Consider the following 16,270-nt stretch of genomic DNA (forward strand, 5'->3'; position numbering starts at 1 on the left):
ATGTCCCAGCCGACCACTGCCGTGGCTGCTGCCTTGACTTCAGAGATGGCTGCGATGCGGGTGCAAGCGCGATGCGTATCCTTGCTTCACCCGTGCCTCGTCTGGCCGTGCGCTGAAAGCTCCTGTCGTTTTCGTCATCGGCATGCGCACGCGGGCCTCGCGCGCGCAACGCATGCCTTCAATCGTTATCAGGGAAGCACGGCGCGGCCGCCGCCCTCACGGCGAGCCGCTTGCGCGGTGCGCGCGGAATCAGGCGAACGTGTCGACGAGTCCGACGGTGCGGCGCACGGGCACGTTCACGGCCGTCGCGCTGTCCGCGACGCCGATGCCCGCGTCGCCACCACGGCTGCCGCCCCGGCCGCCGCGCGCGCTGCCGCTGCGCCCGTCGCCCTGCTGGCCGGTCTGCCGGGAAAAGCCGTCGCTGACGCTCGCGCTTCCCAACCCGATGCCGCCTTGTTCCATCGCTTCGCGCAGTTTCGGCAGCGCGGCTTCGACCGCGTCGCGCACCTGCTGATGCTGCGAAACGAAGAGGGCATGTGCATGGTTATCGGCAACCTGGAGGACGACCTGTAGCGGCCCGAGGTCGCGCGGGTTCAGCGTGAGTTCCGCCGACTGCTGATGCGCACTGGTGAGGAACACGACCTTCTGACTGAAGGCGTCTTCCCAGTCGGACGTGCCGACATGCGGCGCGACGGCGTTCGCCATCGCGGCCGTCGCGGGATTGGAAGCCTGGCTCGCGACCGTCGATGCCGTTGCCGTTGCCGTCGCCGCCGCCGCCGCCGCCGCCGCTTGGGTCGCGGCAAGCGCGTCGTTGGTGCCGGCCGTGGGCGCGGCGTTCTGCGGCGCGTTCGCGGTCGCCGCCGCAAGCGCTTCGGCGGAACTTTGCGGCGTCGCGGTTCCGGTGGATGCGGCGGCCGTGGCGGCTGCGCTCGACGATGCCGCGTCGCCCTTCGCGCCGTGGAAATCGCCGATCGGCAGGCCCTTGCCGGCGTTCGCGCCGTGGCCGCCGAGCGTCGCGTCGCCCGTAGCAGGCGTGCCCGCCTTCGCGGATGCCGTGTTCATCGCGGGCGCCGCGCCCTGGCCGCTGGCCATCGCGGCGAACGCTGCCTGCAGCGCGTCTTGCGTGGCTTTCGGATCGAGCGATGCGATCTTTTTCGAAGGCGTCTGGATCACGGGCGTCGTCGTGTTGCCGGCGACAGGCGTCGTAGCGGGCGCGGTCGGCTGCGTGTCGCCGTCGGCCGTGGTCGCTGCCGCTGCCGCATTTGCCGCGCTGCTCGCCTGGGCCTGTGCCTGAGCGGCTGCGGCGGCCGCCGCTGCCGCAGCCGCCGTTTCAGCCGTGGCCGCGCTCGTGGTCGGCGCGTCGGCGTTCTGCTTCGACGCGGAGTCGCTCTTGTCCTTGCCGTTCGCGCCGCTCGTCGATGACGGCTGCTGCGCGCCGCCCGTCTGACTCGCGGACTTCGTGCTGTCGGTGCTGTTCGAGCTGTCGGCCGTGCTCGCGCTCTTCGATGCGTCGTCGGGCGGCGGCGCGTCGTGAACGCCGGAATTGCCCACATCCGTTGCGCCATTCGATGCCGATGCCGATGCCGATGCCGATGCCGATGCCGATGCCGATGGCGTCGACGTCGGCGCCGGCGCTGCGCTGGGCGCTGACGGGGAAGGCGCCGGCGCGGCGGGCGCCTGATTCTGCGCGTCGATGCTTTGTTGCAGCGTCGTCGAGAAGGGCAGCGCGCTTCCCGCGCTCGCGCCATTCGACGCGCTGCTGCCGCCCGATGTGCCGCTCGTTGCGCCGAGCAGTGAGTTGATCAGTGAAAGAGGCGACATGCTAAATCTCGTTTGGTCGTGTCAGTCCCGTTGCGCGCAATACGGCGAGATGGCGCGCGATGCGCGGAAGCGCCTTCATGCGCCTTCCGCCCGCATCCGGAGAATTCGTGCGCCGTGTTCGTCGGCGTCGCGTTGCTCGCGGCGGGCGTCGGCCCGCGCTTGCACCGCGATGCCGCGCGCTTCGAGCACTTCGTAAGAGCCGAGCTTCTGCTTGCTGCGCTGCCACTCGGGCTTCGCCGCTTCGACACGCGCCGTCGCGGCTGCCAGCAACTGGCGCTGCTGTTCGATCGCGGCGTCGAGCGTGTCGATGAATGCCTGGAAATTGCGCATGTTGCCGGCGGGCATGCCGGCCTTCGCCGTTTCCGTAAAGCGTCGGTGATATTCGTCGCGGTATTCGACCAGCGAATTCAGCTGCGCTTCGATCTCGTTGCGCTCGCGCTGCACGCGGCCGAGCTTGCGCGCGGCGGCATCGACGTCGTCTTGAGCGAGACCGATTAGCGTCTTGATCGGAAAGTGCTTGCTCATTCAGTCTCCTTAACCGAACAGCGAGTCGAGGTGCGCGACGCTGGTTTCGAACCCGGCGCTTTCGCGAAAACCTTGTTGCAGGAACGCTTCCATGCGTGGATACAGCGCGATCGCGCGGTCGAGCACGCCGTCGCGTCCCGCCGAATACGCGCCGACGTTGATCAGATCGCGGTTGCGTTGATAGCGCGACAGCATCTGCTTGAACTGGCGCGTGCGGTCGAGATGCGCGTCGCTGATGAGCGACGTCATCGCGCGGCTGATCGACGCTTCGATGTCGATCGCGGGATAGTGGCCCGCTTCGGCGAGCACGCGCGACAGCACGATATGGCCGTCGAGAATCGCGCGCGCCGAATCGGCGATCGGGTCCTGCTGGTCGTCGCCTTCCGTCAGCACCGTATAGAACGCGGTGATCGAACCGCCGCCTTCGGGGCCGTTGCCCGTGCGCTCGACGAGCGCGGGCAGCTTCGCGAACACCGACGGCGGATAGCCTTTCGTCGCGGGCGGCTCGCCGATCGCGAGCGCGATTTCACGCTGTGCCATCGCGTAGCGCGTCAGCGAATCCATCAGCAGCAGTACGTGCTTGCCTTGATCGCGGAAGTATTCGGCAAGCGACGTCGCGTACGCGGCGCCCTGCATGCGCAGGAGCGGCGACACGTCGGCGGGCGCGGCCACGACGACCGAGCGCGCGAGACCGTCCTCGCCGAGAATCTGCTCGATGAACTCCTTCACTTCGCGTCCGCGTTCGCCGATCAGGCCGATCACGATCACTTCCGCGCTCGTGTAGCGCGCCATCGTGCCAAGCAGCACCGACTTGCCGACGCCCGAACCGGCGAACAGACCCATGCGCTGGCCGCGTCCGACGGTGAGCAGCGCATTGATCGCGCGCACGCCGACGTCGAGCACCTTGTGAATCGGCTCGCGGTGCAACGGGTTGATGGTCGGCGCGGTGAGCGGCGCGTCGTTGCTCGCGTTGAGCGGTCCGAATCCGTCGAGCGGCTTGCCCGACGCATCGACCACGCGGCCGAGCAGTTCCCAGCCGACGGGCAGACGCTTCGCACCCGCCATCGGATCGGCGATGGGCGCGGTTTCGAGCGGATAGACGCGCGCGCCGGGTAGCAGCCCCGCGACCTCCGTCGTCGGCATCAGAAAGAGCTTGTCGCCGGAGAAGCCGACCACTTCGGCTTCCGCCATCGTGCGCGTGCTGCCGGGAGGCAGCTCGATCATCACTTCCGCGCCGACGGCGAGCCGCAGCCCGACGGCTTCGAGCACGAGACCAGCCGCGCGCGTCAGACGTCCGCACGCGCGCAGCGGACGCGCGATCTGGTTGCGTTCGCGCAAGCCGTTCAGCCGCGCGCGCCAGGCTTGCAGATGCGGATTGCCGGCGAGCGCGGGGTCGGGCGTGCGCCTGGGCGGCGGCGCCGACTCGCGGCTTGCGGGCGCAGCGAGGGGATGTGCAGCGGGATGCGGAGTGCTCGCGTCGGCGTGAGTTGCATCGGACGTGATGGCGTCGGCGCCCGCATGGGCCGATGAAATCGCCGATTCCAATGCCGCGAGCGACGCCTCCATCTGCGCGACGGTGAGCGCCTCGGTGCCGAACGACGCCAGCGCCAGTTCGCGTTCGAGCGGCGTGAGGTCGCTGTGCTGAATGTCTTCGATGGTCGGCTTTACCATGTGCTTGCCTTGCCGAGCGCGGCGGCGACGCGCTCCCAGCGCGTGCCGATGCCGGCGTCCACTTCGCCCGTCGTGGAGATCGCGCGGCAGCCGCCGCGTTCGATCGCGGGATCGGTGCGCACGCTCCAGCCGCGCGTCTGCAATTCTTCGAGCAGATACGCTTCGACGACGGGCAGATCGGCCGGGCTCACGATCAGAGCGGGCGCGCCGATCAGCGCCGGTTCCGTCGCCATCACTTCACGCGCGGCGGCGATGAGCGCCGTCGGATCGTGCTGCACGTGCTGGCGCACCACTTGTTGCGCGATGTCGAGCGCGAGCGCGACGATCGTTTCGGACAGTTCGTGCTGCGCGTTGTCGAGCGCCGCCTTGAACGTCTCGGCGAGCGCGGCGAGCTGCGCGGCTTCCGCGCGCGCTTCCGCCTGACCCTGCTCGAAGCCCTGTGCGCGGCCTTGCTCGTAGCCGGCCTGGTAGCCGAGCGCCTGGCCGGCGACATGGCCGGACGCGACGCCTTGCGCATGCGCCGCGTCGCGCAGGCGTTCCAGCTCGGCTTCGAAAGCGCCGTCGTCGACGGGTTCCGGCTCGGGCACCGGATCGAACGAGGCCATCTCCCAGCGCTGGTAGGCCGGGCGGCTTTCCTCGCGCACGGGATCGTGGTCAGACATACGCATCTTCCGCCTTGCCGCCGATCACGATCGCGCCCGATTCGGCGAGATTGCGCACGACCTGAAGGATCTTGCGCTGTTGCGTTTCCACTTCCGACACGCGGACCGGGCCGCGCGCGTCGAGATCTTCCGCGAGCAGTTCGGCTGCACGCTGCGACATGTTCGACAGGAACTTCTGGCGCAGCGCGGGCTGCGCGCCCTTCAGCGAGATGATCAGCGTTTCCGACTCGACTTCCTTCAGCAGCAGCTGGATCGCGCGGTCTTCGAGGTCGAGCAGGTTGTCGAACACGAACATCTGGTCGATGATCTTCTGCGCGAGTTCGGCGTCGTACTGGCGGACGTTGTCGATGACGGACTCTTCGTGATTGCTCGGCAGGAAGTTGAGAATTTCCGCCGCCGTCCTGATGCCGCCCATCGGGCTGCGCTTCAGGTTGTCGCTGCCCGAGAGCAGGCCCGTCAGCACGTCGTCGAGTTCGCGCAGCGCGGCGGGCTGGATGCCGTCGAGCGTCGCGATGCGCAGCAGCACGTCGTTGCGCAGGCGCTCGGCGAAGCAGGAGACGATCTCCGACGCCTGATCGCGGTCCAGATGCACGAGAATCGTCGCGATGATCTGCGGATGCTCGTTCTTGATCAGCTCGGCGACGGCGCCCGAGTCCATCCACTTGAGCCCTTCGATGCCGCTCGTGTCGCTGCCCTGCAGGATGCGGTCGATGATCGCGCCTGCCTTGTCGTCGCCGAGCGCCTTCGTCAGCACGGAGCGGATGTACTCGTTCGAATCCAGCGAGAGGGCAGTGTGCTTGTCGGCTTCCGCGACGAACTCGTGCAGCACCTCGTCGATCTGCTCGCGCGTGATGTTCTTCAGCGACGCCATCGCGACGCCGATCTTCTGGACCTCGCGCGGGCCGAGAAACTTGAATACCTGAGCCGCCTCTTCCTCGCCGATCGACATCAGCAGGAGCGCGCTCTTCAATACGCCTTCAGTGCTCATCGGACACCCAGCTCTTCACGACGGTTGCAACGATCTTCGGATCCTGGCGCGCGATCTGACGCGCGTATTCGAGGTTCCGCTCATATCTGGCCTTGTCGCTTTCCAGCGCGACCAGCGTGCCTTCATCCTCTTCGGTGTCGATCGCGGTCATGGCCGGCAGGCCGTCGAGCACCGGCTCGTCCGGCGACGGCAGCGCGGCGGGCGGCTCGGGCGGCGGGAACGCGCGGCGCAGCGCCGGCTTGACCATCGCGAAGTAGAGGAACAGCGCGACGAGGCCGATGCCCGCATACGTCGCGGCCTGCTTGTACAGCGCGATCATGTCCTTCGTGCGCCACCACGGCAGGTCGGCGTCCGGATCGGGGATCGTCGTGAACGCGCTGTTCATCACGTTCACCGAGTCGCCGCGCGCCTGGTCGAAGCCCATCGCGTCCTTCACCAGTTGAGTAACCTGCGCGAGCTTGTCGGCGGGAACCGGCTGCATCGTCGCGTGACCCTTCGCATCGACGACGCGCATGTAGTTCACCACCACCGCCACGGACAGGCGCTTGATGCCGCCCGTCGCCTTTTCCGTGTGGCTCACGGTCTTGTCGAGCTCGTAGTTGGTCGTCGAGTCCTTGCGGTCGCTGACGGGCGTCGTCGTCACGCCGCTTGCGCCGTTCGCGCTCGCGACGATGGGCGCCGAGGCCGGCTGCGGCGGCTGGTTCGACAGCGCGCCCGGCACGCCCTGCGCGCCGCTCTGCGTCATTTCCGTCGCCGTGCTGGTCTGCTGGCTGCGGATCGCGGCCTGCTGCGAGTTCGCGTTCGGGCCGTAGTTTTCGGACGTCTGCTCGCCCTTCGTGAAATCGATGTCGGCGCTCACCTGCGAATGCGCGTTGCCTGCGCCGAACAGCGGCGCGAGGATCGCGTCGATGCGCTGCTGTGTGTTGTGCTCGATCTGCTGCACGTACTTCAGCTGCGTCGCATCGAGGGCGCTGCCGTTGGCGCCCGCCTGCGTGAGCAGGCTGCCGTCCTGATCGATGATCGTCACGTTGCGCACGGGCAGATCGGGCACCGCCGACGCCACCATATGCGTGATCGCCACGACCTGGCCTTCGTCGAGCATGCGGCCCGGATACAGATTGACGAGCACCGACGCCGACGGCGCTTCGCGGTCGCGCACGAACACGGTCGGCTTCGGAATCGCCAGATGGACGCGCGCCGTCTTCACCGTCGAGATCGACTCGATCGTGCGCTGCAGTTCGCCTTCCAGCGCGCGCTGATAGTTCACCTGCTCGGCGAACTGGCTGATGCCGAACTTCTGGTTGTCCATCAGCTCGAAGCCGACCGAGCCGCTCTTGGGCAGGCCCTGGGAGGCGAGGCGCAGACGCATTTCATGCACCTGGTCGGCGGGCACGAGGATCGCGCCGCCCGCATCGGAAAACTTGTACGGCACGTTCGCCTGCTGGAGCGCGGCAACGATTGCGCCGCCGTCCTGATCGGAGACGTTGCTGTAGAGCACCTTGTAGTCCGGCGCGCGCGACCAGAGGATCAGCCCCGCAATGACGGCGACCAGCACCGCCACCGCGAAGATCAGCGGCGCGCGCGGGTTGCCGCGCATCTGCGACAGCGACGCGGGCAAGCCCGGGAAGCGCGTGGGGAAGCCACCGCCGCCCGTGCCGCCGAGGTCGACGCCTGCTGCGCCGGCCGTGGCAGCGCCTGCCGTGCCCGGCTGCGCGCCGGCGAGGCCCATGCGGGCGTCGGGGTTGATCAAAGAGTTGGCTGACGAATCCATGCGTCGGGTTTCTCCGGAATGCTTTCGAGTTCTGCCGGCGGCGCCCGGGCTTGCGGCGCGCACCGGCAGAGACTTTCACGCTAGGGATTATCCGCATGGGCTGGCAAGCCGATGCTTCGAATAGCGGGGGGTTTCCCCCTTACTTTCGCGGCTTTCGGAAGGGGGCCGCTGCTATGCTTCCTGTCCAATCGGTGCATGGCGCGAATGCCCGCCGCATCCCACTTCTGGAGAGAACATGACTGTGCCCATCAATCCGCTCACGTCGGCGTTGCAGCAGATGCAGTCGATGGCCGCCCAGGCCGCGGGCAGCAGCGCGCCCGCCGCGAACGGGTCCGGCGCGGCCACGGCGGGCGGCTTCGCGTCGGCCCTGAAGGCCTCGATCGACAAGATCAGCAACGGCCAGCAGAACGCGGTCGGCGAAGCGCATGCATTTGAGATCGGCGCGCCGAACGTGTCGCTGAACGACGTGATGGTGGACATGCAGAAGGCCAACGTCGGCTTCCAGTTCGGCCTGCAGGTGCGCAACAAGCTCGTGTCGGCCTACAACGAGATCATGCAGATGGCCGTCTGAAGCGGCGCTCGCGGCCGGCAGCTGCCGCGCGGCGGCGCACAGGCGCACGTCGGGCGGCCTTTCATTTGACGCTTCCTTTCGGCGGCCTAAAGCTTTATTCGAACGATCCGATAACCTTGATACAAGGGCTGGCCTGACGGCGGGCTGCACGCTGATGCAGCGCGTTTCCGGGCAAGCCTGCCGCTGTCGTATCGATCGTCATCTGCAATTCAGGAGGAGCGCCGATGTTTTCCCCGGGACACTCTGGAGCCAACGCCTACGCTCGCGTCGGCCTGGAGACAGGAGCGATGGGCGCTAGCCCGCACCGCCTGATCGTGATGCTGTATCAGGGCGCGCGTCAGGCGATCGCGCAGGCCCGCATGCATCTGCAGCAGGGCGACATTCCGGGGCGCGGGCAGGCGATCACCAAGGCGATCGGGATCATCGGCGACGGATTGCAGCAGGCGCTCAACCTGGAAGCGGGCGGCGAAATCGCGGGTCGACTGGATGCGCTTTATTCGTACATGACGCGGCGGCTGCTCGAGGCGAACATCAAGCAAAGCGAAGCAATGCTTGTCGAAGTCGACGGCTTGCTGGCGACACTCGAGGAAGCCTGGCTCGGAATCGCGCCGGAGATCGCGCGGATGGTGACGCAGTCGTCCGCGGAAAGCATGAGATGAATTCGAACGAAGAATATCTTGCCCGCTACGAGGCAATTGCAGTGATTTCGGTGCAGATGGTGATGGCGGCGCGAAACGCGGCGTGGAACGAGCTCGTCCTGTTGCAGGACGAGTACCGTCATCTCGTCGATGCGCTGAAGGACGCGGAATCGTCCGAGCGGCTGTCCGAGGACGACCGCGCGCGCAAGTTCGACCTGATCCGCCAGATTCTCGCGAACGACGCGACGGTCCGCGATCTGGCGAATCCGCGCATGGCGAAGCTGCAGGCGCTCTTTGCGCCGACCCGCCCCGCGATCGTATTGAAGGAACTCTACCAGGCGCGTTGAGCGCCGTATCCCCGTCCAGTAACACAGTCCAACATGAGCCGCATGGGCGCACGCGCCGCTAGCGGCCACGCATCGTCAAGACGCGAAAGGAAGCGGGCATGAACGGAATCGACTCGGCGGTGGCAACGCTGCTGGCTAGCCGCATCGACAGCCTCCTTTCCGTCGGCGCACGCGCCGGTGCGACGGCCTCGCAAGCGGACGCGTCGCTCAACGTCAAAACTCCCACCACGCCTGTTGCGGCCACGTCCGCGCCTTTGCCCGCATCCGCGCAGACGGCATTGTCCGCCATCGCGCTGACGCTCGACGCGATCACGCGCTCGGGCGGCGAGGCGACGCCCGCGCTCGTCGGCCGGGCGCCCGTGTGGCCCGCCGCGCCCGCCATCGATGTCGCGCCATTGCCGTTGTTCGATGTGGGGACGGGCGCATCGGGCGCTTCCGCTGCGGCGAACGCGGCGGGGAATGCGGCAACATCGGCGGCATCGCAGGGCGCTAACGGCGTGAACAGCACAACCGGCACAAACGCGGCGCAGGGATCGAACGCGGCATCGAATGTCGTCGCGGCGCCCGTGCCCGTCGCCGAACTCGCGGCGGCGCTGAGACGCACCGTCGACGAAAGCGGGCTCTTCTACGAATCGCATCTTGCGCAGTGGCTGTCGGGGCAACGGCCCGTCGAATCGCTCGCCGCCGAGCCGCAGAATCATCTCGCCGACATGGCGTCGCAGTTGCCGCTCGACTGGAGCCACGACGCCGACGATCCGCTGTCGTGGACGCAAGGCCATCCGTCGAGCGGCGCGGGTCCGGGCGCGGCGGCTTCGGCGAATTTCGCTGCGCGCGGCGCGCCCGATGGACCGCATGCGCAATCGGCGCGCTTCACGACGTTCGACATGGCGACGCACGACATCATCGACATGACGGACGAGCACGCTGCACCCCATGCGGCTTCGGCCAGTGCAACGGGCATCGACGACGGCAGCGGGCGTCAGCCGCAGTCGATGGCCGCGTCGCTGCATCCCGCGACGATTCCGCTCGTGCGCCAGCAGCTCGATCTGCTCGCGACGGGACAGTTCCGCTGGACGGGCGAGGCATGGCCCGGCGCACGCCTCGACTGGACGATCGAGCAGGAAGGCGACGAATGGCCGCGCGGCGGCAGCGGCGCTTCTTCCGCCGACGACGAATATCCGTGGCGCACGCGCCTCACGCTGTCGCTGCCCACCCTCGGCACCGTCGACGCCGAACTCACGCTGACGGGCACAAGGCTCGTCGCGCGCGTGCTCGCGAGCCCGCGCGGTGCGGCGCGTCTGTCGGCACAGGGCGACGCGTTCCGGCAGCGGCTTGCGCAGGCGGGCATCGAACTGAGCGGGCTGTCGATCCGCGAGATCGGCGGGAATGCGCTCGCGGGCGGCGCGGCCGCTGCGGCGGCGGCCGCGGCATCGGCGTATGCGAGGTCGACGGATGCGCTGGCGGGCAGGCCGCATTCGCACGCCGACGACGACAACTTCGACTGGGATCTGCAATGAGCCGCACGAATCGCAAGAGCGCGGCGGCGCTGGTCTACGATTCGCACGGTCACGACGAAGCGCCGCGCGTCGTCGCGAAGGGCTACGGGCTCGTCGCCGACATGATCGTGCAGCGCGCGAAGGAAGCGGGCCTGTACGTGCACGAAGCACCGGAGATGGTGTCGCTGCTGATGCAGGTCGATCTCGACTCGCGCATCCCGCCGCAGTTGTATCAGGCCGTCGCGGAGTTGCTGGCGTGGCTGCATCGGCTGGAAAGCGGCGCGGCCGACGACGTGCCGTCCACCGAACTCACCGTATCCACGACGCCGCCATCGGGCACGGCGCAGTAGCCGCCAGGGAAACCGGCGGCATGATGGAACTCAGTGCCGCATCATCAAGGCGAGCAGTGCCCGCACGCGCTTGCCGTATGGCGGCGCGATCAATCCGCGCCCGTTGAAGCGCGCCTGCGTGAAAACCGGCTTCATCTTCGAGAACGTGACGAAGCCTTCGTATCCGTGATACGCGCCCATGCCGCTCGCGCCGACCCCGCCGAACGGCAGGCTCTCGCACGCGAGGTGCATCAGCGTCTCGTTGACGGACATGCCGCCCGCTATCGTCTCGCGCGTGACGCGCGCAATCGTGGCCTTGTCCTCTTCATACAGGTACAGCGACAGCGGACGCGGCCGCGCGTTGACATAGCGAATCGCATCGTCGATCGAATCGTATGGAACGACGGGCAGCAGCGGTCCGAAAATCTCTTCCTGCATCAGCGTGGACGCGTCGGGTGCCTCGGTCACGGCGACGAGCGGAAAACGGCGCGTATTCGCATCGGCCGTCGAATCGGTGAGCGTGTGAAGTTGCGCGCCCTGTTCGCGCGCTTCGTCGGCGAGTCGTTGCAGCCGCGCGAAATGGCGCGGCGAAATGATCGACGTGTAATCGCGGTTGCGCGCGAAATCCGGATACAGGCGCGCCATGCGCACGCGCGCCCGTTCGATGAACGCCTGTTCCTTGCCGCGCGGCACGAGCACGTAGTCCGGCGCGATGCACGTCTGCCCGGCGTTGAGCGTCTTGCCCGCGACGATGCTGTCGACGGCATAGTCGAAGCGCGCGTTCGGCCCGACGATCGCAGGCGACTTGCCGCCGAGTTCGAGCGTCACGGGCGTCAGATGTTCGGCGGCGGCGCGCATCACATCATGGCCGACCTTCGTCGAGCCGGTGAACAGCAGATGATCGAACGGCTGAGCGCTGAACGCGGCGGCAAGCTTTGCATCGCCATTGACGACGGCGACGTGATCGCGCGCGAAGGTCTGCGCGATCAGCTGTTCGAAGAGCATCGACGTGCGCGGCGTCAGCTCCGACATCTTGACGATCGCGCGGTTGCCCGCTGTGAGCGCGCTGATCAGCGGACCGACCGCGAGCAGCACCGGATAGTTCCACGGCACGATGATCCCCACCACGCCGAGCGGCTGCGGCACGATCTTCGCGCGCGCGGGCAACAGCCATTTGTTCGTCGCGCGCCGTTGCGCGGTCATCCAGCGTCTGCCGTGACGCAGCGCGCCGTCGATTTCCTCTTTCACGAGCAGAAACTCGGCCAGCAGGATTTCTTCTTTCGCGCGATTGCCGAAGTCGGCATGCATCGCATCCGCGAGTGCGTCGCGATTGTCGAGCAGCACGTCGCGCAGTGCCTTCAATTGTGCGGCGCGCTGATCCCACGACGGATACGGCGCGCGCAGATATGCGGCCCGTTGTTCGCGCAACAGGCCTTCGAGTGCTGCGACTTCCGGCAGGTCGTTTTTCATCGTTTGTCTCTCTCTCTCTATTGTTTTGTGTTGCGCGTCGTGCCGCGCAGTCAGCCCGCGAAAGCGCGATCGACGATCGCCGCATGATCGAACGCGGACGGCAGCGTGCCATACACGCGGCCGCTCTCGCCGCAGCCTTCGCCGAGCCGTGTCGCGATGAAGGCATCGGCGACGAACGACGGCGCATGTTGCGCGAGCAACACCGCCTGCGCGATCAGCACGATCTGCTGCGCGATGCGGCGCGCGGACGCCTCGCGCGCTTCGGGCGCCGACGTCAGCGCGTTCATCAGCCGTTCGATCGCCGTGTTCAGCGCCGGATGCGCATGCGCTTCTTTGCGCCACGCGGCGAGCAACGCCTGTGCCGCTTCGGGCTCGCGCTCCATCGCGCGCAGCACGTCGAGACACATCACGTTGCCCGAGCCTTCCCAGATCGAATTCACGGGCGCTTCGCGATAGAAGCGCGCCATCGGTCCTTCTTCGACGTAGCCGTTGCCGCCCCATACCTCCATCGCTTCGCCCGTGAATTCGAGCGTGCGCTTGCAGACCCAGTACTTCGCGGCGGGTGTCACGAGCCGCCGCCACGCGCGTTCTTCCGGCGCATTCGCGGTGTCTTCGAATGCGCGCGCGAGGCGCATGAATAGCACCGTCGCCGCCTCCGATTCGAGCGCGAGATCGGCGAGCACGTTGCGCATCAGCGGCTGTTCGACGAGATGCTTGCCGAACGCGCTGCGATGGCGCGTGTGATGGATCGCCTGCACGAGCGCGGCGCGCATCAGCGCCGCGCTGCCGATCACGCAGTCGAGCCGCGTGTAGTTCGCCATTTCGATGATGGTCGGCACGCCGCGTCCTTCGTCGCCGATCATGAGGCCATAGGCATCGAAGAACTCGACTTCGCTGCTCGCGTTCGAGCGGTTGCCGAGCTTGTCCTTCAGACGCTGGATGTGCACGGCGTTCTTGCTGCCGTCAGGTGCGAAGCGCGGCACGAAGAAGCACGACAGGCCTTCGTGATCGCCGGTGCGCGCGAGCACGAGATGCGCATCGCACTGCGGCGCGGAGAAAAACCATTTGTGGCCGACGAGCCGATACGCCGCGCCGCGTCCGCCGCCGTTCGCCGCGAATGCTTGCGTCCGGTTGCTGCGCACATCCGATCCGCCTTGCTTTTCGGTCATGCCCATGCCGACCGTCATCGAGGTCTTCTGATCGAGCGGCACGTCGCGCGAATCGTGTTCGCGCGAATAGAGCTTGTCGCGCAGCGCGTCGAACAGTGCGGGCTCGCGTTGCAATACGGGGATGCTCGCGAACGTCATCGTCAGCGGACAGAGCGAGCCGGATTCCAGTTGCGCGTGCAGGAAATAGCCGGCGCAGCGCGCGACCATCGCGCCTTGCTGCGGATCGGAAAACGGTAGTGCGTGCAGGCCCTCGCGACGCAGCAAACCGAGCAGCGTGTGCCACGCGGGATGAAACTCGAGCGCGTCGATGCGTTCGCCGCGCGGGTTGAAGGTCGCGAGTTCCGGTGTATGGCGGTTCGCGAGATCGGCGAGCGCGAGGACTTCGGGTGTCGTCAGCGCGGCGCCGTCACGCGTGAGCGCATCGCGGTGCCACGCCGCGCCTTCGCGGCCGACGGCGGCGGCGAGCGCGGCATCGCTCGAAAACAGGTTGTAGTTCGCGAGCGGCGGGACCTGATTGGTCACGTCGTGCGTCTTGCCGGGGCCGAACCGTTCCATCGCATGTCTCCGTTTGACGGACGCGCGCCGTTCATTTTTCGAGGCGCTGTTTGATTCGAGCGCGCAAGTCATGCGTACGGACAGCGGCGCGCGAAAGACCGTGTTTGAACGATGTCCGGGCGGGCGGCTTTGCGCGGACGGAAGCTTTCATCATAGGGGGCCGATGCGCGATGCGTTTAGAAGGATCGCTCTGTCATCATCGATCCGGCGTTTCTCGGCGATCCGCGCGATCTCGATCTGCTCGTCGACGGCGTGCGTCTGTCGCGGCGCATTCTGGATGCGCCGTCGCTTGCGCTGTGCGGCGGGCGCGAGCTTTACACGCGTCCCGGTCAGACGGATGCCGAACTGCGCGCGACGATCGCCGCGCATGCAGACACGATCTATCATCCGGTCGGAACTTGCCGGATGGGCAGCGACGAACACGCCGTCGTCGATACGCAGCTGCGCGTGCGCGGCGTGACGGGCCTGCGCGTGGTCGATGCATCGGTGATGCCGACGCTGATCGGCGGCAACACGAATGCGCCGACGGTGATGATCGGAGAACGTGCCGCCGATTTCATCGCGGCCACACGCGTCGAGCGCGCGTCGTCCGTTATCGCGGATGAACCCGCTGGCGCAGCAGCTAAATAGGATTAGTCCGATAAAGCTCGAAATTCAGTCATCGCTTCATTTCTGAGATTTTCCCGCTCCTATAATCGCGCCCCAATGAAGCGCGTGTGGGCGCGCGCTCGAAATTCAGGGAAACGAATCGATGAGTGTCAATGTGATTGAACTGATCCGGTCGGCGTTGCCGGAAGCGGTGATTCGGCAACTGTCGAACTGCCTCGGGTTGCCGCCGGAGGCGACGGCGAAAGTCGTGGACGCGGCCTCGCCGGCGCTCGTTGCAGGTCTCCTGAACCGGTGCGCGACGCTCGACGGCGCACGCGCGCTGTTCGCGACGATTCTCGGCCAGGAAGTCAACGCGGATATCGGCGAGCAGTTGCCGCGCATCTTCGCGAGCACGACGGGCGTCACGCAGCTGTCGTCGACGGGACGCCAGTTGCTCGAGCATACGTTCGAGCGCCGCATCGACGGTCTGAGCGATGCCGTGTCGATGCAAACAGGCGTGCCCGCGCACGCGACGCACGCGGTGACGGGCATTGCGGGCAGCATCCTGATGGGCGTGCTGAAACGTCATCTTCTGGCTCATCAGGTCAATATCGGTCAGTTGCCGACGCTGCTCGGCCAGCAGTTGCCGGCCATCGCGCCTCATCTGAACGACGGCCTGACGACGATGCTCGGGCTGGGCGGTGCGTCTGCGTTCGTGAATGCCGTGGGCTTGCATGTGCGCGCGGTTTCGGCGCATTTCGAGCGGCCGGCTGCGGCGCCTGCGCCGGCTCGCGATCCGGCCGAACCGGCGCCGTCGGCTTCGGCTTCGGCTGCTGCGTCTGGGTCTGGATCTGCGGCGGCTGCCGCGCCGGCGTCGCAGCCCGTGCGCGAAGTGCGCTACGCCGGCCCGAAGGCGAAGCACTGGTTCGGCGCGGCGGCCTTGTCGGCGCTGATCGGCGCGATGGCCGCGATGCTGATGTTGGTCGCGCTGGCTGAGTGCCCATCGGCGGTGAATTTCCTTGGCCGCAATGCGGTCGCGGCAACGGCTTCGACTCCCGCTCCCGCTCCGACCCCGACGATCGCGGCTGCCGCATCCGCCGATACGCCGGATGCGGCGGTGCATTCCGCATCGGAAGCGCAGCCGAACGACGCGGCGAGCACGACAGGCAGGATCGAGCCGCAGGCATCCGCGTCCGCGAAAGATTCACGGCTGATCGTCGCCGTCTACAAGCACGGCAAGCCGGCGATCACCGCAACCGTGCAGAACGTCGCGGACAAATCCGTGCTGTTGAACGCGCTGACGACGAAATTCGGCGCGGGCAACTTCAACGCCGATATCACAGTCGACGACAACACGAAGGCCGCCGACTGGCTCGCGCACATCGATGCGCTGTTGCCGTTGATGCAGACGCCGGGCGCCGGGATGAAGATCGGCGGCGCGCGCGTCGAGCTGAGCGGCGCGGCCGCCGACGCGACGGCCGGCTGGCCCGACCGCCTGAAGGCGCTGTTCGGCGCGACGTATCAGGTGAGCGCGCTCGATGCCGCGCGCGCTACGGCGAGCGCCACGCACGGCGCGCAGGCACGGGTCGCGCGAACGCAGGCGGCGAAGGCGCAGGCTCAAGCCCGCGCGCAATAAACGCCACGCGCCCCCGCAAGCAAGTGAGCGCGC

The 16,270-nt window shown here is 67.4% G+C and carries 14 protein-coding genes and 1 pseudogene; 7 read left to right on the forward strand and 8 right to left on the reverse strand.

Translation table 11 applies throughout. The annotated features are described in order from the left end of the window. Positions 1-249: 249 nt before the first annotated feature. The 6 genes from VSR68_RS14195 to fliF all read right to left on the reverse strand — a co-directional run bounded on the left by VSR68_RS14195 (position 250) and on the right by fliF (position 7,438). Positions 250-1,821, reverse strand: a complete 1,572-nt coding sequence (locus VSR68_RS14195; protein ID WP_342940445.1) for a flagellar hook-length control protein FliK — start codon at positions 1,819-1,821, stop codon at positions 250-252. Positions 1,822-1,896: 75 nt separating this feature from the next. Further along, complete coding sequence (gene fliJ, locus VSR68_RS14200) at positions 1,897-2,346, reverse strand: flagellar export protein FliJ (RefSeq protein ID WP_342940446.1); 450 nt, start codon at positions 2,344-2,346, stop codon at positions 1,897-1,899. A gap of 9 nt (positions 2,347-2,355) precedes the next feature. Then, a complete protein-coding gene (fliI, locus tag VSR68_RS14205; protein ID WP_342940447.1) occupies positions 2,356-4,017 on the reverse strand; it encodes a flagellar protein export ATPase FliI in 1,662 nt (553 codons plus the stop codon). Further along, positions 4,011-4,685: a flagellar assembly protein FliH gene (fliH, locus tag VSR68_RS14210; protein ID WP_428983505.1), complete on the reverse strand. Its 675-nt coding sequence runs from the start codon at positions 4,683-4,685 to the stop codon at positions 4,011-4,013. Before fliH ends, fliI begins: the two co-directional genes overlap by 7 nt. Next, the gene (gene fliG / locus VSR68_RS14215) at positions 4,672-5,667 is read right to left on the reverse strand and encodes a flagellar motor switch protein FliG (RefSeq protein ID WP_342940449.1); all 996 of its coding nucleotides are present in this window, start codon (positions 5,665-5,667) and stop codon (positions 4,672-4,674) included. The genes fliH and fliG overlap by 14 nt, the downstream gene beginning before the upstream one ends. Then, positions 5,657-7,438 carry a flagellar basal-body MS-ring/collar protein FliF gene (gene fliF / locus VSR68_RS14220; RefSeq protein ID WP_342940450.1) on the reverse strand — a complete coding sequence of 594 codons (1,782 nt, stop codon included), beginning with the start codon at positions 7,436-7,438 and terminating at the stop codon, positions 5,657-5,659. The genes fliG and fliF overlap by 11 nt, the downstream gene beginning before the upstream one ends. 235 nt (positions 7,439-7,673) lie before the next feature. Here fliF and fliE point away from each other — a divergent pair, with 235 nt between their 5' ends. The 5 genes from fliE to VSR68_RS14245 all read left to right on the forward strand — a co-directional run bounded on the left by fliE (position 7,674) and on the right by VSR68_RS14245 (position 10,840). Continuing rightward, the gene (gene fliE, locus VSR68_RS14225) at positions 7,674-8,009 is read left to right on the forward strand and encodes a flagellar hook-basal body complex protein FliE (protein ID WP_342940451.1); all 336 of its coding nucleotides are present in this window, start codon (positions 7,674-7,676) and stop codon (positions 8,007-8,009) included. A 224-nt stretch (positions 8,010-8,233) separates the two neighbouring features. Then, the gene (gene fliS / locus VSR68_RS14230) at positions 8,234-8,668 is read left to right on the forward strand and encodes a flagellar export chaperone FliS (RefSeq protein WP_342940452.1); all 435 of its coding nucleotides are present in this window, start codon (positions 8,234-8,236) and stop codon (positions 8,666-8,668) included. Further along, positions 8,665-8,994, forward strand: coding sequence for a flagellar protein FliT (locus VSR68_RS14235; protein ID WP_342940453.1), 330 nt, complete (start codon positions 8,665-8,667; stop codon positions 8,992-8,994). Before fliS ends, VSR68_RS14235 begins: the two co-directional genes overlap by 4 nt. A gap of 98 nt (positions 8,995-9,092) precedes the next feature. Beyond that, positions 9,093-10,511, forward strand: a complete 1,419-nt coding sequence (locus tag VSR68_RS14240) for a flagellar hook-length control protein FliK (RefSeq protein ID WP_342940454.1) — start codon at positions 9,093-9,095, stop codon at positions 10,509-10,511. Continuing rightward, entirely contained in the window at positions 10,508-10,840 is a 333-nt protein-coding gene (locus VSR68_RS14245; protein ID WP_342940455.1) for an EscU/YscU/HrcU family type III secretion system export apparatus switch protein, read from the forward strand. Before VSR68_RS14240 ends, VSR68_RS14245 begins: the two co-directional genes overlap by 4 nt. A 30-nt stretch (positions 10,841-10,870) precedes the next feature. Here VSR68_RS14245 and VSR68_RS14250 read toward each other — a convergent pair whose 3' ends face one another. Beyond that, complete coding sequence (locus VSR68_RS14250) at positions 10,871-12,289, reverse strand: coniferyl aldehyde dehydrogenase (RefSeq protein ID WP_342940456.1); 1,419 nt, start codon at positions 12,287-12,289, stop codon at positions 10,871-10,873. A gap of 50 nt (positions 12,290-12,339) precedes the next feature. Next, positions 12,340-14,013: an isovaleryl-CoA dehydrogenase gene (locus tag VSR68_RS14255; protein WP_342940457.1), complete on the reverse strand. Its 1,674-nt coding sequence runs from the start codon at positions 14,011-14,013 to the stop codon at positions 12,340-12,342. 195 nt (positions 14,014-14,208) lie between these two features. Here VSR68_RS14255 and VSR68_RS14260 point away from each other — a divergent pair. Together VSR68_RS14260 and VSR68_RS14265 are read left to right on the forward strand one after the other, a co-directional pair. Continuing rightward, positions 14,209-14,643: pseudogene (locus tag VSR68_RS14260) on the forward strand (GMC oxidoreductase); the annotation flags it as partial. A gap of 121 nt (positions 14,644-14,764) precedes the next feature. Then, positions 14,765-16,237, forward strand: a complete 1,473-nt coding sequence (locus VSR68_RS14265) for a DUF937 domain-containing protein (protein ID WP_342940458.1) — start codon at positions 14,765-14,767, stop codon at positions 16,235-16,237. The last annotated feature ends 33 nt before the right edge of the window (positions 16,238-16,270 follow it).

The organism is Paraburkholderia phymatum, assembly GCF_038900715.1.
Lineage (GTDB): Bacteria > Pseudomonadota > Gammaproteobacteria > Burkholderiales > Burkholderiaceae > Paraburkholderia > Paraburkholderia phymatum_A.